At 68.2% G+C, this 20,486-nt stretch carries 18 protein-coding genes; all 18 read left to right on the top strand.

The window, feature by feature from the left end; genetic code table 11:
- Positions 1-439: 439 nt before the first annotated feature.
- The 18 genes from rplJ to rpsC all read left to right on the top strand — a co-directional run bounded on the left by rplJ (position 440) and on the right by rpsC (position 20,486).
- Positions 440-985 (top strand): 50S ribosomal protein L10, encoded by a 546-nt coding sequence (rplJ, locus tag V6U81_RS12610; protein ID WP_334488358.1) that lies wholly within the window; start codon positions 440-442, stop codon positions 983-985.
- A 54-nt stretch (positions 986-1,039) separates the two neighbouring features.
- Entirely contained in the window at positions 1,040-1,423 is a 384-nt protein-coding gene (gene rplL / locus V6U81_RS12605; RefSeq protein WP_334488356.1) for a 50S ribosomal protein L7/L12, read from the top strand.
- Positions 1,424-1,998: 575 nt separating this feature from the next.
- Positions 1,999-5,430, top strand: a complete 3,432-nt coding sequence (gene rpoB, locus V6U81_RS12600) for a DNA-directed RNA polymerase subunit beta (protein WP_334488354.1) — start codon at positions 1,999-2,001, stop codon at positions 5,428-5,430.
- Between the two features lie 80 nt (positions 5,431-5,510).
- Complete coding sequence (locus tag V6U81_RS12595) at positions 5,511-9,398, top strand: DNA-directed RNA polymerase subunit beta' (protein WP_334488352.1); 3,888 nt, start codon at positions 5,511-5,513, stop codon at positions 9,396-9,398.
- 111 nt (positions 9,399-9,509) lie between these two features.
- Positions 9,510-9,878 (top strand): hypothetical protein, encoded by a 369-nt coding sequence (locus tag V6U81_RS12590; protein ID WP_334488349.1) that lies wholly within the window; start codon positions 9,510-9,512, stop codon positions 9,876-9,878.
- Between the two features lie 497 nt (positions 9,879-10,375).
- Entirely contained in the window at positions 10,376-10,798 is a 423-nt protein-coding gene (locus V6U81_RS12585) for a hypothetical protein (protein ID WP_334488456.1), read from the top strand.
- Positions 10,799-11,263: 465 nt separating this feature from the next.
- Positions 11,264-11,638, top strand: a complete 375-nt coding sequence (rpsL, locus tag V6U81_RS12580) for a 30S ribosomal protein S12 (RefSeq protein WP_007465318.1) — start codon at positions 11,264-11,266, stop codon at positions 11,636-11,638.
- A 1-nt stretch (position 11,639) separates the two neighbouring features.
- Positions 11,640-12,110 (top strand): 30S ribosomal protein S7, encoded by a 471-nt coding sequence (rpsG, locus tag V6U81_RS12575; RefSeq protein WP_091242043.1) that lies wholly within the window; start codon positions 11,640-11,642, stop codon positions 12,108-12,110.
- 75 nt (positions 12,111-12,185) lie between these two features.
- Positions 12,186-14,282 carry an elongation factor G gene (fusA, locus tag V6U81_RS12570; RefSeq protein WP_334488342.1) on the top strand — a complete coding sequence of 699 codons (2,097 nt, stop codon included), beginning with the start codon at positions 12,186-12,188 and terminating at the stop codon, positions 14,280-14,282.
- Between the two features lie 223 nt (positions 14,283-14,505).
- Positions 14,506-15,699, top strand: coding sequence for an elongation factor Tu (tuf, locus tag V6U81_RS12565; protein ID WP_334488340.1), 1,194 nt, complete (start codon positions 14,506-14,508; stop codon positions 15,697-15,699).
- Between the two features lie 353 nt (positions 15,700-16,052).
- Entirely contained in the window at positions 16,053-16,361 is a 309-nt protein-coding gene (gene rpsJ, locus V6U81_RS12560) for a 30S ribosomal protein S10 (protein ID WP_007073037.1), read from the top strand.
- Between the two features lie 11 nt (positions 16,362-16,372).
- Positions 16,373-17,038 (top strand): 50S ribosomal protein L3, encoded by a 666-nt coding sequence (gene rplC / locus V6U81_RS12555; RefSeq protein WP_334488338.1) that lies wholly within the window; start codon positions 16,373-16,375, stop codon positions 17,036-17,038.
- Positions 17,035-17,685 carry a 50S ribosomal protein L4 gene (gene rplD / locus V6U81_RS12550; RefSeq protein ID WP_334488335.1) on the top strand — a complete coding sequence of 217 codons (651 nt, stop codon included), beginning with the start codon at positions 17,035-17,037 and terminating at the stop codon, positions 17,683-17,685. Before rplC ends, rplD begins: the two co-directional genes overlap by 4 nt.
- On the top strand, positions 17,682-17,984 hold the full coding sequence (gene rplW / locus V6U81_RS12545; RefSeq protein WP_091317975.1) for a 50S ribosomal protein L23: 303 nt from the start codon (positions 17,682-17,684) through the stop codon (positions 17,982-17,984). Before rplD ends, rplW begins: the two co-directional genes overlap by 4 nt.
- A gap of 12 nt (positions 17,985-17,996) precedes the next feature.
- The gene (rplB, locus tag V6U81_RS12540) at positions 17,997-18,836 is read left to right on the top strand and encodes a 50S ribosomal protein L2 (RefSeq protein WP_154941820.1); all 840 of its coding nucleotides are present in this window, start codon (positions 17,997-17,999) and stop codon (positions 18,834-18,836) included.
- 12 nt (positions 18,837-18,848) lie between these two features.
- On the top strand, positions 18,849-19,130 hold the full coding sequence (gene rpsS / locus V6U81_RS12535) for a 30S ribosomal protein S19 (RefSeq protein ID WP_088647003.1): 282 nt from the start codon (positions 18,849-18,851) through the stop codon (positions 19,128-19,130).
- Between the two features lie 40 nt (positions 19,131-19,170).
- The gene (rplV, locus tag V6U81_RS12530; protein WP_334488318.1) at positions 19,171-19,626 is read left to right on the top strand and encodes a 50S ribosomal protein L22; all 456 of its coding nucleotides are present in this window, start codon (positions 19,171-19,173) and stop codon (positions 19,624-19,626) included.
- Positions 19,626-20,486, top strand: a complete 861-nt coding sequence (gene rpsC, locus V6U81_RS12525) for a 30S ribosomal protein S3 (RefSeq protein ID WP_334488315.1) — start codon at positions 19,626-19,628, stop codon at positions 20,484-20,486. The genes rplV and rpsC overlap by 1 nt, the downstream gene beginning before the upstream one ends.

Genomic DNA, 20,486 nt, shown 5'->3' with positions numbered 1-20,486 from the left:
CGGGCGCTCACCGGCCCGCTGGCCGTCCCGTCGGCCGCGCTCCTGTCGGTCCGGGCGGTGGCGTGGGCAGCGTGGCCTGGCGGGTACGCCTGGCGGCGCCGGGCCCGGGCCTGAGCCGGCGGAGTGACGGGGCGCACTCCGGGGGCGATTTGGCTTCGGTGGGGCACGTCGCGTAACCTTTGCCGCGTAGTTCCACCCAGAGACCGCTGGTCACCGTGCTCCGGCACGGTCGAAGGTTCCGCGATGACGGGCGACCCGCGCAGGGCGGCAAGCGAAATATCGGTGTGTTCCGTGGTCCACCGACCACGATGATCCCGCCGGCCCTCGCCCCGCGCGCCCTGCGCCGGGGCTTTTCTCGTTGTCGCGCTTCCTCCGCCGCCGTCCGAGAGCATCCCGCTCGACGACGGCGACCAGCCACGAGCAACGAGAGAGGAGGGACATGGCGGACAAGCCGATCCGGGCCGACAAGGCCACGGCCGTCGCCGAGCTGACCGAGAGCTTCCGCAACGCGGGGGCTGCGGTGCTGACCGAGTACCGCGGTCTGACGGTTTCCCAGCTCACCCAGCTGCGACGCTCGCTCGGCAAGGAGACCACCTACACGGTCGCGAAGAACACGCTGGCGAAGCGTGCCGCGTCCGAGGCGGGCATCTCCGGCCTCGACGAGCTGTTCTCCGGTCCTACCGCGCTGACTTTCGTTTCGGGCGACGTCGTCGAGGCGGCGAAGGGGCTTCGCGACTTCGCGAAGGCCAACCCGAAGCTCGTCATCAAGGGCGGTGTCTTCGAGGGCAAGGCCATTTCCGCGGCCGAGGTCACGAAGCTCGCCGACCTGGAGTCCCGCGAGGTGCTGCTGGCCAAGCTGGCCGGCGCTATGAAGGGCAACCTGAGCAAGGCCGCGGCCCTGTTCCAGGCTCCGCTCTCCAAGACCGCCCGTCTGGCGGCCGCCCTGCAGGACAAGCGCGAGAAGGAGGGCGCCGAGGCGGCCTGAGGCCCCACGGCGCACCCACGTTCTTAGTCAACTTTTTCAGAAAGGACGCCAGATATGGCGAAGCTCAGCACCGACGAGCTGCTCGACGCGTTCAAGGAGATGACGCTGATCGAGCTCTCCGAGTTCGTGAAGCAGTTCGAGGAGACCTTCGAGGTCACCGCCGCCGCTCCGGTTGCGGTCGCCGCTGCCGGTGGCGGTGCCGCCCCGGCCGAGGCCGAGCCGGAGAAGGACGAGTTCGACGTCATCCTCGAGGCTGACGGCGGCAAGAAGATCCAGGTCATCAAGGTCGTGCGTGAGCTGACCGGCCTGGGCCTCAAGGAGGCCAAGGACGCGGTCGAGTCCGCGCCGAAGGCCATCCTGGAGAAGGTCAACAAGGAGACCGCCGAGAAGGCGAAGGCCAAGCTCGAGGGCGAGGGCGCCAAGGTCACCCTCAAGTAATTGAGGTACGACCGGGCGTGCGTCCGGCTCAGGTGAGCCGGGGCACAACCTTCGCGGTGGGCGGTGATCCGGGAACGGATCACCGCCCACCGTCGTTGGTGGCTCTCGGTGGCACCGGCGTGAGCAGGGAGTGTGCGACCGGCGTACGGCGCTGCGCGGGTGTCCGGCGGTAGCCCGTCGGTGGGAAACAGGGGGCCGAGCCTGGAGGAGCCCCTTGACGTGACACCGGCCTGCCAGGCACGCTGACACCAGCAAGACCTTCCGCGCTTGCGACGGCCATCTCTTGGGTAATGGCAGCGGCAGCACCACCGGCCGCGGCAACCCGAGCGGCCCGGCAGGAACGACGCGTTCCGAGCGGCCCGGTAGACCCGGTTTTCCGAGGTCCCGAGGCACGTTCCGCGACGACCTGCGGGGTGGGCTGGACAGCGGTTAGCCTCTCGGCTACACTGCTAGTTTGCGCTGCCTTCCGACTTGACCCCTGCTCGGAAATGTCCGTTTACGGATAATTCTGGTGGGGTCATTGGAGTGCACGCGTACCAGCCGTTCTGCAGCACCGGTCCTCGGAAGGACGCATCTTGGCAGCTTCCCGCCCTGCGAAGACCAGTCGTACGTCGAGCGCTTTCGCTCCCCGCCGAGTTTCTTTCGGCAGGATCACCGAACACCTCGAGGTCCCCAACCTCCTCGCCATTCAGAACGAGTCCTTCGACTGGCTCGTCGGCAACGAGGCTTGGCAGGGCCGGTCGGCGGACGACCCGCACGCACGCTCGGGTCTCGCGGAGATCCTCGAAGAGATCAGTCCCATTGAGGACTTCTCCGGCACCATGTCGCTCTCCTTCTCGGCGCCGCGCTTCGACGAGGTCAAGGCCTCGATCGAGGAGTGCAAGGAGAAGGACCTGACCTACTGCGCCCCGCTGTTCGTGACCGCGGAGTTCACCAACAACACCACTGGCGAGATCAAGAGCCAGACGGTGTTCATGGGTGACTTCCCGATGATGACGCCGAAGGGCACCTTCATCATCAACGGTACCGAGCGCGTCGTGGTCAGCCAGCTCGTCCGGTCCCCGGGTGTCTACTTCTCCAAGGAGCCGGACAAGACCTCAGACCGCGACCTCTCCAGCGTCAAGGTCATCCCGAGTCGGGGTGCCTGGCTGGAGTTCGACATCGACAAGCGCGACACGGTCGGCGTCCGTATCGACCGCAAGCGCCGGCAGGCCGTCACCGTCCTGCTCAAGGCCATCGGGTGGTCCGCGGAGCAGATCCGCGAGAAGTTCGGCTGGTCCGAGCTGCTGATGACCACGCTCGAGAAGGACCACATCGCGGGCCAGGACGAGGCGCTGCTCGACATCTACCGGAAGCTCCGCCCTGGCGAGCCGCCGACCCGTGAGAACGCCCAGACCCTGCTCGACAACCTCTTCTTCAACCCGAAGCGGTACGACGTCGCCAAGGTCGGGCGCTACAAGTTCAACAAGAAGCTCGAAGTCGACGTGCCGATCACCACCGGCACGCTGACCGAGGACGACATCGTCGCCACCGTGGAGTACCTCTGCCGGCTGCACGCCGGTGAGGACGGCTACGAGGCCGACGACATCGACCACTTCGGCAACCGGCGCCTGCGTACCGTGGGCGAGCTGATCCAGAACCAGGTCCGGGTCGGCCTGTCCCGGATGGAGCGGGTCGTCCGCGAGCGGATGACCACCCAGGACGTCGAGGCGATCACGCCGCAGACCCTGATCAACATCCGCCCGGTGGTGGCGGCGATCAAGGAGTTCTTCGGTACGTCGCAGCTGTCCCAGTTCATGGACCAGACCAACCCGCTGGCGGGCCTGACCCACCGGCGCCGGCTGAGCGCGCTCGGCCCGGGTGGTCTGTCCCGGGAGCGGGCCGGCTTCGAGGTCCGTGACGTGCACCCGTCCCACTACGGCCGGATGTGCCCGATCGAGACGCCGGAAGGCCCGAACATCGGCCTGATCGGCGCGCTCTCCACCTTCGCCCGGGTCAACCCGTTCGGCTTCATCGAGACGCCGTACCGGAAGGTCGTCGAGGGTCGGGTCACCGACCAGATCGACTACCTGACCGCGGACGAGGAGGACCGGTTCGTCAAGGCGCAGGCCAACGCTCCGCTCAAGGCCGACGGCACCTTCGCCGAGGACCGGGTCCTGTGCCGCCGTAAGGGTGGCGAGACCGAGGACGTGGTTCCCGGCGCCGTCGACTACATGGACGTCTCGCCGCGGCAGATGACCTCGGTCGCGACCGCGATGATCCCGTTCCTCGAGCACGACGACGCCAACCGGGCCCTGATGGGCGCGAACATGCAGCGCCAGGCGGTGCCGCTGGTCAAGGCCGAGTCGCCGCTGGTGGGTACGGGCATGGAGTACCGCGCGGCCGTGGACGCCGGGGACGTCGTCGTCGCCGAGGTCGGCGGTGTGATCGAGGACCTCTGCGCCGACTACATCACCATCCACCAGGACGACGGCCACCGCCGGACGTACCTGCTGCACAAGTTCCGCCGCTCCAACGCCGGCTCCTGCGTCAACCAGAAGCCGGTCGTCTTCGAGGGCGACCGCGTCGAGGCCGGTCAGGTCATCGCCGACGGTCCCTGCACCGACGAGGGCGAGATGGCGCTCGGGCGCAACCTGCTCGTGGCGTTCATGTGCTGGGAGGGCCACAACTACGAGGACGCGATCATCCTGTCGCAGCGCCTCGTGCAGCAGGACGTGCTCACCTCGATCCACATCGAGGAGCACGAGGTCGACGCCCGGGACACCAAGCTCGGCCCGGAGGAGATCACCCGCGACATCCCGAACGTCAGCGAGGAGATGCTCGCTGACCTCGACGAGCGCGGGATCATCCGGATCGGCGCCGAGGTCGTCCCCGGCGACATCCTGGTCGGCAAGGTCACGCCCAAGGGCGAGACCGAGCTGACCCCGGAGGAGCGGCTGCTCCGCGCGATCTTCGGTGAGAAGGCGCGCGAGGTCCGGGACACCTCGCTGAAGGTGCCGCACGGCGAGACCGGCACGGTCATCGGTGTGCGTACCTTCTCCCGCGAGGACGGCGACGAGCTGCCGCCGGGCGTCAACGAGCTGGTGCGGGTCTACGTCGCCCAGAAGCGGAAGATCCAGGACGGCGACAAGCTCGCCGGCCGGCACGGCAACAAGGGCGTCATCTCCAAGATCCTGCCGGTCGAGGACATGCCGTTCCTTGAGGACGGCACGCCCGTCGACATCGTGCTCAACCCGCTGGGTGTGCCTTCCCGGATGAACATCGGGCAGGTGCTGGAGACCCACCTCGGCTGGGTGGCCAAGACCGGCTGGAAGGTCGAGGGCGACGACGCCGACTGGAAGCGTCAGCTCCGCTCGATCGAGGCGCACGAGTCCGAGGGTGACACCAACGTGGCCACCCCGGTCTTCGACGGTGCCCGCGAGGAGGAGATCTCCGGTCTGCTCGCGTCGACCCTGCCCAACCGGGACGGCAAGCAGCTGATCGGTTCCTCCGGCAAGGCGCAGCTGTTCGACGGTCGTTCCGGTGAGCCGCTGCCGGACCCGATCGCGGTCGGCTACATCTACATCCTGAAGCTCAACCACCTGGTCGACGACAAGATCCACGCCCGGTCGACCGGCCCGTACTCGATGATCACGCAGCAGCCGCTGGGTGGTAAGGCGCAGTTCGGTGGCCAGCGCTTCGGTGAGATGGAGTGCTGGGCGATGCAGGCGTACGGCGCCGCCTACGCCCTGCAGGAGCTGCTGACCATCAAGTCCGACGACGTCCTGGGCCGGGTCAAGGTCTACGAGGCGATCGTCAAGGGCGAGAACATCCCCGAGCCGGGCATCCCGGAGTCGTTCAAGGTGCTGCTCAAGGAGCTGCAGTCGCTGTGCCTCAACGTCGAGGTGCTCTCCAGCGACGGTGTGGCCCTGGAGATGCGCGAGACCGACGACGAGGTGTTCCGGGCCGCGGAGGAGCTGGGCATCGACCTGTCCCGGCGCGAGCCGAGCTCGGTCGAAGAGGTCTGAGGTGATCGGTCGGGAGCCGGTCCGCCGGCTCCCGACCGCACCCACTAGCTAGCAGTACAGACGACGACATAGGGGACATAGTGCTCGACGTCAACTTCTTCGACGAGCTGCGCATTGGCCTCGCCACCGCCGACGACATCCGTCAGTGGTCCCACGGTGAGGTCAAGAAGCCTGAAACGATCAACTACCGCACCCTGAAGCCGGAAAAGGACGGGCTCTTCTGCGAGAAGATCTTCGGTCCGCAGCGGGACTGGGAGTGCTACTGCGGTAAGTACAAGCGGGTCCGCTTCAAGGGCATCATCTGTGAGCGCTGCGGCGTCGAGGTGACCCGTTCCAAGGTTCGTCGTGAGCGGATGGGGCACATCGAGCTCGCCGCTCCGGTGACCCACATCTGGTACTTCAAGGGCGTGCCGAGCCGGCTGGGCTACCTGCTGGACCTCGCCCCCAAGGACCTCGAAAAGATCATCTACTTCGCCTCGTACGTCGTGACGAGCGTGGACGCCGAGTCGCGTCACCGTGACCTCTCGACCATCGAGAACGAGATCCTCGCGGAGAAGCGGCAGTCCGAGAACAGCCGCGACTCGGAGATCGAGAAGCGGGCCGCCAAGCTCGAGGCCGACCTGGCCGAGCTGGAGGCCGAGGGTGCCAAGGCGGACGTCCGGCGCAAGGTCAAGGAGGGCGGAGAGCGCGAGATGCGCCAGATCCGCGACCGGGCCCAGCGCGAGATCGACCGCCTGGACGAGGTGCTCGACACCTTCCGCAAGCTGGAGCCGAAGCAGCTGGTCACCGACGAGCTGCTCTACCGCGAGCTGCGCGACCGCTTCGGTGAGTACTTCACCGGCGGGATGGGCGCCGAGGCCATCAAGGCGCTGGTCCAGAACATGGACCTCGACGCCGAGGCCGAGAGCCTGCGCGAGACCATCCGCTCCGGCAAGGGCCAGCGGAAGATCCGCGCGCTCAAGCGGCTGAAGGTCGTCGCGGCGTTCCTCAACACCCGCAACTCGCCGCTCGGCATGGTGCTGGACTGCGTCCCGGTCATCCCGCCGGACCTGCGCCCGATGGTGCAGCTCGACGGTGGCCGCTTCGCGACCTCCGACCTGAACGACCTGTACCGCCGCGTGATCAACCGGAACAACCGGCTCAAGCGGCTGATCGACCTCGGCGCGCCCGAGATCATCGTCAACAACGAGAAGCGGATGCTGCAGGAGGCCGTCGACGCGCTGTTCGACAACGGCCGCCGCGGCCGGCCGGTCACCGGTCCGGGTAACCGTCCGCTGAAGTCGCTCTCCGACATGCTCAAGGGCAAGCAGGGCCGGTTCCGCCAGAACCTGCTCGGCAAGCGCGTCGACTACTCCGGCCGTTCGGTCATCGTGGTCGGCCCGAAGCTGAAGCTGCACCAGTGCGGCCTGCCCAAGCAGATGGCGCTGGAGCTGTTCAAGCCGTTCGTGATGAAGCGGCTGGTCGACCTCAACCACGCGCAGAACATCAAGTCCGCCAAGCGGATGGTCGAGCGGCAGCGTCCGGTCGTGTGGGACGTGCTGGAAGAGGTCATCGGCGAGCACCCGGTGCTGCTGAACCGCGCGCCGACCCTGCACCGACTGGGCATCCAGGCCTTCGAGCCGCAGCTGGTCGAGGGCAAGGCCATCCAGATCCACCCGCTGGTCTGCACCGCGTTCAACGCCGACTTCGACGGTGACCAGATGGCGGTCCACGTGCCGCTGTCCGCCGAGGCCCAGGCCGAGGCGCGGATCCTGATGCTGTCCTCGAACAACATCCTCAAGCCGGCCGACGGCAAGCCGGTCACCATGCCCACCCAGGACATGGTCATCGGCCTGTACCACCTCACCCACCTCACCCCTGGTGGCAAGGGCGAGGGCCGGCCGTTCAGCTCGGACGCCGAGGCGCGGATGGCCTTCGACGCCGGCGAGCTGCAGCTGGGCACGCCGGTCAAGATCCGTCTGCGCGGCGTGGTCGGTGTCGACAACGGCGCCGGTGCCGAGCCGTGGGTCGCCCCCGAGGGCTGGGTCGAGGGCGACGCCCTGACCGTGGAGACCACGCTCGGCCGGGTCCTGTTCAACGAGACGCTGCCGCAGGGCTACCGCTTCGTGAACTACGAGATCCGCAAGGGTCAGCTCTCCGCGATCGTCAACGACCTCGCCGAGCGCTTCCCCAAGGTGGCCCTCGCGGCCACCCTGGACGGGCTCAAGGAGGCCGGCTTCCACTGGGCCACCTGGTCCGGCGTCACCATCGGCATGGAGGACGTCATCGCTCCGCCGCGCAAGCGGGAGATCCTGGAGAAGTACGAGAAGGAAGCCGACCGGATCGACAAGCAGTACCAGCGTGGTCTGATGACCGCCGAGGAGCGTCGCGGCGAACTCATCGAGATCTGGACCAAGGCGACCAACGAGGTCGCCAAGGAGATGGACACCGCGCTGCCGCAGGAGAACCCGCTGTGGAAGATGATCAACTCGGGTGCCCGCGGTAACCTGCTCCAGCTCCGGCAGATCGCGGCGATCCGTGGTCTGGTGGCCAACCCGAAGGGTGAGATCATCCCGCGGCCGATCAAGGCCTCGTACCGGGAGGGTCTGTCCGTGCTGGAGTACTTCATCTCCACGCACGGTGCCCGTAAGGGTCTCGCGGACACCGCCCTGCGTACCGCCGACTCGGGTTACCTGACCCGTCGTCTGGTGGACGTCTCGCAGGACGTCATCATCCGCGAGGAGGACTGCGGCACCGACCGGGCGATCCCGATGCAGATCGGCGAGCGGCTCGACGGCAAGCTGGTCGTGCACACGCACGCCGAGACCAGCGTGCACGCCCGTACCCTGGCCGACGACATCAAGGCGCCGGACGGCACCGTGGTCGCCGAGCGGGGTCAGGACATCAACTCCATCGGGGTCGACAAGATCGTCGCGGCCGGGGTGGAGACGGTGCGGGTGCGCAGCGTGCTCACCTGCGAGTCCAAGCTGGGCGTCTGCTCGGCCTGCTACGGCCGTTCGCTGCCGACCGGCAAGTCGGTCGACATCGGTGAGGCCGTCGGCATCATCGCCGCGCAGTCCATCGGTGAGCCGGGTACGCAGCTGACGATGCGTACCTTCCACACCGGTGGTGTCGCGGGTGAGGACATCACCCAGGGTCTGCCGCGTGTCCAGGAAATCTTCGAGGCCCGGATCCCGAAGGGTAAGGCGCCCATCGCCGACACCCCCGGTCGGATCCGGATCGAGGACGGCGAGCGTTCGCGGAAGATCATCGTGGTGCCGGACGACGGCAGCGACGAGATCGTCTACGACAAGATCTCGAAGCGGGTCAAGCTGCGGGCCCACGACGGCGACCACGTCGAGGTCGGCGAGAAGCTCACCGAGGGCACCATCGACCCGCACGAGCTGCTCCGCATCCTCGGCCCGCGCGCGGTCCAGGTCCACCTGACCCAGGAGGTCCAGGAGGTCTACCGCTCGCAGGGTGTGCTCATCCACGACAAGCACATCGAGATCATCATTCGCCAGATGCTCAAGCGGGTGACGGTCATCGACTCCGGCTCGACCGAGTTCCTGCCGGGTGTGCTGGTCGACCGGGCGCTGTTCGAGTCGGAGAACCGCCGGCTCGTCGGTGAGGGTGGCGAGCCCGCCGCCGGTCGCCCGGTGCTGATGGGTATCACCAAGGCCTCGCTGGCCACCGACTCCTGGCTCTCGGCGGCCTCCTTCCAGGAGACCACCCGGGTGCTGACCGACGCGGCGATCAACTCTCGCAGCGACTCGCTCGTCGGCCTCAAGGAGAACGTGATCATCGGTAAGCTCATCCCGGCTGGTACCGGCATCAGCAAGTACCGCAACGTCCGGGTGGAGCCGACCGAGGAGGCGAAGGCCAAGGTCTACTCGATGACCGGCTACCCGGAGAGCGACTACGGCTTCGGGCCGGCCAGCGGCCAGGCTGTTCCGCTGGACGACTTCGACTTCGGGTCGTACCGCTAAGCACCAGTTGACGACGAGGGCCCCCGGCAACCGCCGGGGGCCCTCGTCGTGTCTTGGGCGGAGCTCGCGGTGGCCGGGTCTGCTGGGCCGTCGGCGGGCATGATGGGGGGCATGACGACCGCTCCCGGGCAGCTGCCCGTGGCGCACCAGCCGCCACGTCATCCGCTCGACCCTGACCCGGCCCGCGCGACGAAGGCCCGCGCCGTCTTCGCCCTCGGCCTGATCGGGGCCCTGACCGGGCTCTTCGTCGGCGGGGTGGTGCCCGCGACGATCGCGCTCCAGCTCTCCCGGCAGGCCCGGCGCGAGGCGTACGCCTCGGGGGGTTACCTGACCGGAGCGGCCTGGCTGCGCCGGGGGGAGCGGCTGGCCTGGGTGGGCCTGGTGCTGGTCGCGGCGGCCGTGGTGACGCTGCTGGTGATCGGCGTGGTCCGGCTGGCCGACGCGCCGTTCGGGCAGGACTTCTCCTCTAACGTGGACTGAGCGGTCCGGTGATCGTCCGCCGTGCGTCCGCGGAGCGGTGCGGCGGTAGCCTGGCCGGTGTCCGTCGCGTCGCGGTGGATCAGACTTCTCGACAGGAGGACCCCGTGACGGAACCGGCTGGGCCGTCGGGCGACGACCCCGGCGGCCGCCCCCCGGCGCGGCCGGAGTCCGGGACTCCCGCGACGGAGAGCGCGGCCGGTTGGGGTACGCCCGACACGGGCTGGGGCCGGCCGGCGTCGCCGGGTCAGGGTTCGCCCTGGGCGCCGCCCGCGCCCGGCACCGACCGTGCCGTGGGCAGCGCTCCGGAGGCCGCGACGACGGGGTACGCCCCGCCGCTGTCGCCGTCCGGTCCGTACCCCGGCCACCCGTCGCCAGCCCAGCCGGGCGGGGGACACCCGGCGTATCAGGGCCAGCCGGGCGCTCCGTTCCCGTCGCCGTACCCCGGAGCCGGTCCCGGCGGGGCGTGGCCGCCGCCGTCCGGGTACGGCCGGGGCCCTCTGCCGGCGCCGCCCGCCGAGCCGCCTCGGCCGCCGCAGCGGGTCGAGCCGGTCCCCGGTACGCCGTTCGGGGTCGTCCACCTGGACGTGCCGGCGGTCACCTCCGGTCCCGCGGTGGGTTCGCTGGTCGCCGGGGTGGTGTCGATCCTGGTGTCGCTCCTGGTGCTCTGCTTCGGCGTCGGGGGAGCGCGGTACGGCGGAGCCTGGGCGGCCGGCGCGTTCACCGTGCCCGGCGTCCTGGCCGGGACGGCCGCGGTCGTCGCCGGTCTGTTCGCCCGGCGGCAGATCCGCCGGCCGGCGCCGCCGCCGGCGGTCCGGTTCACCGGGCGGGGCCTGGCCACGGCGGGCATCGCCTGCGGCGGGGTGGGGCTGCTGCTCAGCCTGATGGGGCTGGGGCTGGCGTTGTTGCTGCAGTTCGCGTGACACTGCTCGCCCGGGGGCGACGGGCCGCTTCCGGGCGGAGCCGGTACACTGGTGACCGTAGGTGCCGATCACGGGTGAGCGGGCAGGGCGCGGGGCAACCGGCGGGATCTGAGATCCGTCGGACCATTCCGTTTTGACCTGCGAGGCTGTGGTAGGTACTCTTTCCCCTTGTGCCCGGGCTCGCCCGGGCAACTCGTGCGTGCGTGGGATCCGGTCTTCCGGTGATCGAGCGGCCGCACGACACAGTCAAAGATCCGGTACGCGGTTGACCGCGTGTCGGTGACAGAAATCCGGTGCGCGCGCGAGCGACGGCACCGGGACCGTGATCTGGGCGACACGCCCGACCGCGGGTGCCGGGACCTCCACCAGGTGGCCCTGGCCGGAATGTAGGAGAGCTGTCCATCAGGGCGGCTAACGAGCAGACGGCGCGGCCGCGCGAGCGGCCGAAGGGAGCGGAGAAACCCGGTGCCCACGATTCAGCAGCTGGTCCGAAAGGGCCGCCAGGCCAAGACGACCAAGACCAAGACCCCGGCGCTGAAGGGTTCCCCTCAGCGGCGCGGTGTGTGCACCCGCGTGTACACGACCACCCCCAAGAAGCCGAACTCGGCGCTCCGCAAGGTCGCTCGTGTCAAGCTCAGCAGCCAGATCGAGGTGACCGCCTACATCCCGGGCGTCGGTCACAACCTGCAGGAGCACTCGATCGTGCTCGTCCGCGGCGGCCGGGTGAAGGACCTCCCCGGCGTGCGTTACAAGATCGTTCGCGGTTCGCTGGACACCCAGGGTGTCCGCAACCGCAAGCAGGCGCGCAGCCGTTACGGCGCGAAGAAGGAGAAGAGCTGACATGCCGCGTAAGGGACCCGCTCCGCGGAAGCCGCTGGTCGCTGACCCGGTGTACAACTCGCCGTTGGTCACCCAGCTGGTGAACAAGATCCTGATGCGCGGTAAGCGTCAGCTCGCCGAGCGCATCGTGTACGCCGCCCTGGAGGGCTGCCGCGAGAAGAGCGGCACCGACCCGGTCGTCACGCTCAAGCGCGCGATGGACAACGTCAAGCCGACCCTCGAGGTCCGCAGCCGCCGCGTCGGTGGCGCGACCTACCAGGTGCCGGTCGAGGTCCGTCCGGCCCGCGCGACCACCCTCGGTCTGCGCTGGCTGGTGACCTACTCCAAGGCCCGTCGTGAGAAGACCATGATCGAGCGGCTGATGAACGAGCTGCTGGACGCGAGCAACGGTCTGGGTGCCGCGGTGAAGCGGCGCGAGGACACGCACAAGATGGCCGAGTCGAACAAGGCCTTCGCGCACTACCGCTGGTAACACCCTGGTTCCGGCGCCGGACCGGCGCCGGAACCGCCACCAGTTGAGTCGAGACGACGATAAGTAGGGATTGAAGTGGCCGCCGCAGACGCGCTCGCCAACGTACGCAACATCGGCATCATGGCGCACATCGATGCCGGTAAGACCACGACCACCGAGCGGATCCTGTTCTACACCGGTATCACGTACAAGATCGGTGAGGTCCACGAGGGCGCTGCCGTCATGGACTGGATGGAGCAGGAGCAGGAGCGTGGTATCACCATCACCTCCGCTGCTACCAAGTGTGAGTGGAAGGGCCACACGATCCAGATCATCGACACGCCCGGTCACGTCGACTTCACGGTCGAGGTCGAGCGGTCGCTGCGGGTGCTGGATGGTGCGGTCGCGGTCTACGACGGTGTCGCCGGCGTGGAGCCCCAGACGGAGAACGTCTGGCGTCAGGCCGACAAGTACCACGTTCCCCGGATGTGCTTCGTCAACAAGCTCGACCGGACCGGTGCCGACTTCTTCCGCTGCGTGCAGATGATGATCGACCGGCTCAACGCCACCCCGCTGGTGCTCCAGATCCCGATCGGGCTCGAGGGCGACCACATCGGTGTCGTGGACCTGATCGAAATGAAGGCGCTCACCTGGCGCGGGGAGACCCAGAAGGGTGAGGACTACGCCATCGAGGAGATTCCGGCCGAGCTGGCCGACTCCGCGGCCGAGTGGCGCGAGAAGCTGGTGGAGACCCTCGCCGACGTCGACGACGCGGTGATGGAGAAGTACCTGGAGGGCGAGGAGAACTCCGTCGCGGAGATCAAGGCCGCCATCCGGCGCGCCACCATCGCCAGCAAGGCCAACCCGGTGCTCTGCGGCTCGGCGTTCAAGAACAAGGGCGTCCAGCCCATGCTCGACGCCGTCGTCGACTTCCTGCCGTCGCCGCTGGACGTCCCGGCGATCGAGGGTACGGCCACCGACGGCGAGACCCCGCTGCAGCGGAAGCCGTCGAAGAACGAGCCGTTCTCCGGCCTCGCCTTCAAGATCCAGACCGACAAGCACCTCGGCAAGCTCACCTACGTGCGGGTCTACTCCGGCACGCTCGACTCCGGATCTCAGGTGGTCAACTCCACCAAGGACCGGAAGGAGCGGATCGGCAAGATCTACCAGATGCACGCCAACAAGCGGGAAGAGCGCGGCTCGGCCCAGGCTGGCGACATCATTGCGGTGCAGGGTCTCAAGCAGACCACCACCGGTGACACGCTCTGCGACCCGGCTAACCCGGTGATCCTGGAGTCGATGACCTTCCCCGAGCCGGTCATCTCGGTGGCGATCGAGCCGAAGACCAAGGCTGACCAGGAGAAGCTGGGCACGGCCATCCAGCGGCTGGCCGAGGAGGACCCGACCTTCCGCGTCAAGCTGGACGAGGAGACCGGTCAGACGGTCATCTCCGGCATGGGCGAGCTGCACCTGGACATCCTGGTCGACCGGATGCGCCGCGAGTTCAACGTCGAGGCGAACATCGGTAAGCCGCAGGTGGCGTACCGCGAGACCATCCGCCGCAAGGTGGACAAGGTCGAGTACACCCACAAGAAGCAGACCGGTGGTTCCGGCCAGTACGCCCGCGTGATCGTGAGCATCGAGCCGCTGCCGCTGGACAACGACTCGCCGACCTACGAGTTCGCGAACGCCGTCAGCGGTGGCCGCATCCCCCGGGAGTTCATCCCGTCGGTGGACGCGGGCGCGCAGGACGCCATGCAGTACGGCATCCTCGCCGGCTTCCCGCTGGTGGGTGTCAAGCTGACGCTGCTGGACGGCCAGTACCACGAGGTCGACTCGTCGGAAATGGCATTCAAGATCGCCGGCTCGATGGTGATGAAGGACGCGGCCCGCAAGGCCGACCCGGCATTGCTCGAGCCGATGATGGCCGTTGAAGTCACCACTCCTGAGGAGAACATGGGTGACGTCATCGGCGACCTCAACTCCCGCCGCGGCATCATCCAGGCGATGGAGGAGCGCAGTGGCGCCCGCATCGTGAAGGCTCTGGTGCCGTTGTCGGAGATGTTCGGCTACGTCGGCGACCTGCGGTCGAAGACCCAGGGCCGGGCTAGCTACAGCATGCAGTTCGACTCCTACGCCGAGGTTCCGCAGAGCGTGGCGAAGGAGATCATCGCCAAGGCGACGGGTGAGTGACGCTCACCTGAGCTGATCCGATGATCCGAGGCTGGTCGCGGGAGGGCACTCCCCGCCCGCGGCCACCTCGATCGGATTGTGTGAGACCGGGCCTGTAGGCTTCATCGCCGCAGAACCCACCAAAGCTCTCCGGCCGTCAGGCCGGAAAGGCTGTCGACAGAGTCCTAAGCGCCGACCTGGCGCGCCGGGGCGAACGAACCAAGAAGTCCACAGGAGGACACCAGTGGCGAAGGCGAAGTTCGAGCGGACTAAGCCGCACGTCAACATCGGCACCATTGGTCACATCGACCACGGTAAGACGACGCTGACGGCGGCCATCACCAAGGTCCTGCACGACCAGTTCCCGGACCTCAACCCGTACACGCCGTTCGACGAGATCGACAAGGCGCCGGAGGAGAAGGCCCGCGGCATCACGATCTCGATCGCGCACGTCGAGTACCAGACCGAGGCGCGTCACTACGCGCACGTCGACTGCCCCGGTCACGCCGACTACATCAAGAACATGATCACCGGTGCCGCGCAGATGGACGGCGCGATCCTGGTGGTGGCGGCGACCGACGGCCCGATGCCGCAGACCCGCGAGCACGTGCTGCTGGCCCGTCAGGTCGGTGTGCCGTACATCGTCGTGGCGCTCAACAAGAGCGACATGGTCGACGACGAGGAGCTCCTGGAGCTCGTCGAGCTCGAGGTCCGCGAGCTGCTGTCGGCGCAGGAGTACCCGGGTGACGACCTGCCGGTCGTCCGGGTCTCGGCGCTGAAGGCCCTCGAGGGTGACCCCGAGTGGACCGGTCGCCTCATGGAGCTGATGAACGCGGTCGACACCGCGATCCCGCAGCCGGAGCGCGAGACCGAGAAGCCGTTCCTCATGCCGATCGAGGACGTCTTCACGATCACCGGTCGTGGCACGGTCGTCACCGGTCGCGCGGAGCGCGGCATCCTCAAGCCGAACGAGGAGGTGGAGATCGTCGGTATCCGTGAGAAGTCGATGAAGACCACCTGCACCGGCATCGAGATGTTCCGCAAGCTGCTCGACGAGGCCCGCGCGGGCGAGAACGTCGGTCTGCTGCTGCGCGGCATCAAGCGCGAGGACGTCGAGCGCGGCATGGTGGTCGTCAAGCCGGGCACCAGCACCCCGCACACGGAGTTCGAGGCGACGGTCTACATCCTCTCCAAGGAGGAGGGCGGCCGGCACACCCCGTTCTTCCAGAACTACCGTCCGCAGTTCTACTTCCGGACCACGGACGTCACCGGCGTCGTCACGCTGCCCGAGGGCACCGAGATGGTCATGCCGGGCGACAACACCACCATGACGGTGAAGCTGATCCAGCCCATCGCCATGGAGGAGAACCTCAAGTTCGCGATCCGCGAGGGTGGACGTACGGTCGGCGCTGGTCGCGTCACCAAGATCCTCAAGTGAGCTGGGTAACCCCGATTAGCGTCGCCGCCGGTCGTGCGGCATACTAGTCAGGTTGCGTAACGACGGTTAGTCACCTGCGTCCGGTGAATGCTGGACCTCCGGGAGACCAACAGTCGCGCGTAGGGTGGTTGATCGCCCCAGGCGGTCAACCACCCTCGCACGGCGTCCGGATCGCTGTGATGCGATCGGCGCCTTGACCCACCGCGTGGTTCAAGAACCGCTCCGGAGTCCCGGGGCGGAGCCTGGCCCCAGGGCGCGACACGCCCGACCGCGGGGGTCGGCGAAGTGGGCCTGTACCAGCCGGTACAGGCGCCCGCAACACAGCGGCATCGAGAGAAGGAACAGAAGCCACCATGGCGGGACAGAAGATCCGCATCCGGCTCAAGGCCTATGACCACGAGGTCGTCGACTCCTCGGCTCGGAAGATCGTCGAGACGGTGACGCGTACCGGGGCGCAGGTCGCGGGCCCGGTGCCGCTGCCCACGGAGATCAACCGTTTCTGCGTTATCCGCTCGCCGCACAAGTACAAGGACTCGCGCGAGCACTTCGAGATGCGCACGCACAAGCGGCTGATCGACATCATCGACCCGACCCCGAAGACGGTCGACTCGCTCATGCGCCTCGACCTGCCGGCTGGCGTCGACATCGAGATCAAGCTGTAGGGATCGGACAAATGGACAGGCAAGTCAAGGGGATCCTGGGCGCCAAGCTCGGCATGACCCAGGTCTGGGACAACAACCGCGTTGTGCCGGTGACCGTGGTTCAGGCCGGCCCGTGCGTCGTCAGCCAGGTTCGTAGCGCCGAGAAGGATGGCTACTCCGCAGTCCAGCTGGCGTACGGCACGATCGACCCGCGCAAGGTCAAGAAGCCGGTCAGCGGGCACTACGCGAAGGCGGACGTGGCGCCGCGCCGGCACATCGTCGAGCTGCGCACCGCGGACGCCGCGGACTACTCGCTGGGCCAGGAGGTCACGGTCGAGGAGTTCCCGGCCGGCGTCACCATCGACGTCACCGGCAAGACCAAGGGCAAGGGCTACGCCGGCCCGATGAAGCGGCACGGCTTCCACGGTCTGCGCGCCAGCCACGGTGTCCAGCGCAAGCACCGCTCGCCAGGCTCCATCGGCGCCTGCGCCACCCCGGGTCGTGTCTTCAAGGGCACCCGGATGGCCGGCCGGATGGGTGGCGTGCGCTACACCGTCCAGAACCTGACCGTCCAGGCGGTCGACACCGATAACAACCTCCTGCTCGTCCGTGGCGCCATCCCGGGCCCCAAGGGCGCGCTGGTCCTGGTCCGTACCGCGGCCAAGAGCAAGGTGAAGAAGGGCGGTGCGGCCAAGTGACCACCGTTGACGTCCTCAACGTCGAAGGCGCCAAGAGCGGCTCCGTCGAGCTGCCGGCCGACATCTTCGACGTCCAGGCGAACGTCGCGCTGATGCACCAGGTAGTGGTGGCTCAGCTCGCGGCGGCCCGCCAGGGCACGCACAAGGTTAAGACTCGCGCCGAGGTCGCCGGCGGCGGCAAGAAGCCGTACAAGCAGAAGGGCACCGGTCGCGCCCGGCAGGGCTCGATCCGCGCACCGCAGTTCGCCGGCGGTGGCGTGGTGCACGGCCCGGTCCCGCGTGACTACAGCCAGCGCACCCCCAAGAAGATGAAGGCCGCCGCCCTGCGTGGCGCCCTCTCCGACCGGGCGCGCGCCGGCCAGGTGCACGTCGTCGAGGCGTTCGTCTCGGGCGAGAAGCCGTCGACCAAGGCCGCTCTGGCCACGCTGGTCAAGCTGACCGAGGCCCGCCGGGTCCTGGTCGTGCTGAGCAGCACCGACGAGCTGAACTGGGTGTCGCTGCGCAACGAGCCGCGGGTGCACCTGATCGAGGCCGGCCAGCTCAACACGTACGACGTGCTGGTGGCCGACGACGTGGTCTTCACCAAGGACGCCCTGGACGAGTTCCTGGGTGTTCCCGCCGAGACCACCGAGGAGGGTGGCAAGTGAGCACGATCGCCGATCCGCGCGACATCATCGTCGCGCCGGTCGTCTCGGAGAAGAGCTACAGCGAGCTGAACCGGAACTGGTACACCTTCCTGGTGCACCCGGACGCGAACAAGACCGAGATCAAGATCGCTATCCAGCAGATCTTCAACGTCCGCGTCCTGACGGTCAACACGCTCAACCGCGAGGGCAAGCGCAAGCGCACCAAGACCGGGTTCGGTCAGCGCAAGTCGACCAAGCGGGCGATCGTGAAGCTGGCTGACGGTGACCGTATCGAGGCCTTCGGCGGCCCGGTCAGCTGAGGGGTGTAGACAATGGCTATCCGTAAATACAAGCCGACGACGCCGGGCCGGCGTGGCTCCAGCGTCGCCGACTTCGCCGAGATCACCCGGTCGACGCCTGAGAAGTCGCTGCTGGCTCCGCTGCCGAAGAAGGGCGGACGTAACGCCCACGGTCGGATCACCACCCGTCACCACGGTGGCGGCCACAAGCGGCAGTACCGTCTGATCGACTTCAAGCGGGTCGACAAGGACGGCGTGCCGGCGAAGGTCGCGCACATCGAGTACGACCCGAACCGCACCGCGCGCATCGCGCTGCTGCACTACGCCGACGGCGAGAAGCGGTACATCATCGCGCCGAAGGACATGAAGCAGGGCGACCGCGTCGAGTCCGGCCCGGGCGCCGACATCAAGCCGGGTAACAACCTCCCGCTGCGCAACATCCCGGTCGGTACCACGATTCACAACGTGGAGCTCCGTCCCGGCGGTGGCGCCAAGCTGGCCCGTTCGGCCGGCGTCGGCATCCAGCTGCTCGGCCGCGAGGGTGTGTACGCGACCCTCCGTATGCCGTCCGGTGAGATCCGGCGGGTCGACGTCCGCTGCCGCGCCAGCATCGGCGAGATCGGCAACGCCGACCAGTCGAACATCAACTGGGGCAAGGCCGGCCGGATGCGGTGGAAGGGCAAGCGCCCGACCGTCCGTGGTGTCGCGATGAACCCGGTCGACCACCCGCACGGTGGTGGTGAGGGTAAGACCTCCGGTGGTCGCCACCCGGTCAACCCGCAGGGTAAGCCCGAGGGCCGCACCCGTCGTAAGGGCCAGCCGAGCGACCGGCTGATCGTCCGCCGCCGCTACGCCACGCGTAAGCGCGGCTGAGGGAGATAAGACATGCCTCGCAGCCTTAAGAAGGGCCCGTTCATCGACGACCACCTGCTCAAGAAGGTGGAGACGCAGAACGACAAGGGCTCGAAGAACGTCATCAAGACCTGGTCGCGGCGCTCGACGATCATCCCCGAGATGCTGGGGCACACGATCGCCGTGCACGACGGACGCAAGCACGTCCCGGTGTTCGTGACCGAGGCCATGGTCGGGCACAAGCTCGGCGAGTTCGCGCTGACCCGCACGTTCAAGGGTCACGAGAAGGACGACCGGAAGAGCCGCCGGCGCTGACGCCGCGGGCATACGGATAGAGGAACAAGGGGTTACAGCGATGCCAGGAAAGGGCGACGCTCCGGTGCTTCCGGGCGCGCGGGCGGTTGCGCGGCACGTGCGCATCTCGCCGATGAAGGCGCGCCGGGTGGTCAACCTCGTCCGCGGCCTGCCCGCGAAGGAGGCGCTAACGGTGCTGCAGTTCGCGCCGCAGGCTGCGAGCGAGCAGGTGTACAAGGTGCTCGCTAGCGCGATTGCCAACGCGGAGAACAACGAGCGGCTGGACCCCGATGCGCTGCTCGTCAGCGAGGCGTTCGTCGACGAGGGCCCGACCATGAAGCGGTTCCGGCCGCGGGCGCAGGGCCGGGCCTACCGGATCCGCAAGCGCACCTGCCACATCACGGTGGCGGTGGAGGCGGTCGCGCCGGCCGCGCCGAAGAAGTCGGCGAAGAAGGCCGCTCCGGCCACCCGGGCCGAGGCCGCTGAGGGGCAGAGCACGACGGAGGGTGCCGAGTAATGGGTCAGAAGGTTCACCCCACTGGGTTCCGGCTCGGCATCTCGACCGACTGGAAGTCCCGCTGGTTCGCGGACAAGCTCTACAAGGACTACATCGGCGAGGATGTCAAGATCCGCCGGATGATGTCCAAGGGCCTCGAGCGCGCCGGCATTTCCAAGGTCGACATCGAGCGCACCCGGGACCGGGTCCGCGTCGACATCCACACCGCCCGGCCGGGCATCGTCATCGGCCGGAAGGGTGCGGAGGCCGACCGGATCCGCGGCGAGCTCGAGAAGCTCACCGGCAAGCAGGTGCAGCTCAACATCATCGAGGTGAAGAACCCCGAGTCGGACGCGCAGCTCGTCGCCCAGGGCGTCGCCGAGCAGCTCTCCAGCCGGGTCAGCTTCCGTCGGGCGATGCGTAAGTCCATGCAGTCGGCCATGAAGAACCCGATCTGCAAGGGCATCCGCGTCCAGGTCTCGGGTCGCCTCGGCGGCGCCGAGATGAGCCGGACGGAGTTCTACCGCGAGGGTCGGGTTCCGCTGCACACGCTGCGGGCCAACATCGAGTACGGCTTCTTCGAGGCCCGTACGACCTTCGGCCGGATCGGCGTGAAGGTCTGGATCTACAAGGGTGACGCCGTCCCGGGCCGGGAGGCTCCGGCCGAGGCCGGTCCGTCCCGCCCGCGTCGTGGTGAGCGTGGCGACCGTCCCGAGCGGCCGCGCCGTGGTCGGTCCGGTTCGTCCGGCACGACGGCCGGTGGCACCGAGGCCGGCCGGGCTGCTGCGACCACCATCGCGCAGCAGGCCGAGACGCCGAGTGGCGAGCCGGTGGACCCGTCCGCCGTCGCCGCCGCGGCAGAAACGCAGCAGGAGGGCTGA

Source organism: Micromonospora lacuserhaii (assembly GCF_036902735.1).
Lineage (GTDB): Bacteria > Actinomycetota > Actinomycetes > Mycobacteriales > Micromonosporaceae > Micromonospora.
Note: the sequence above shows the minus strand (reverse complement) of the source record. Positions and strands in the feature narration are given on the sequence as shown.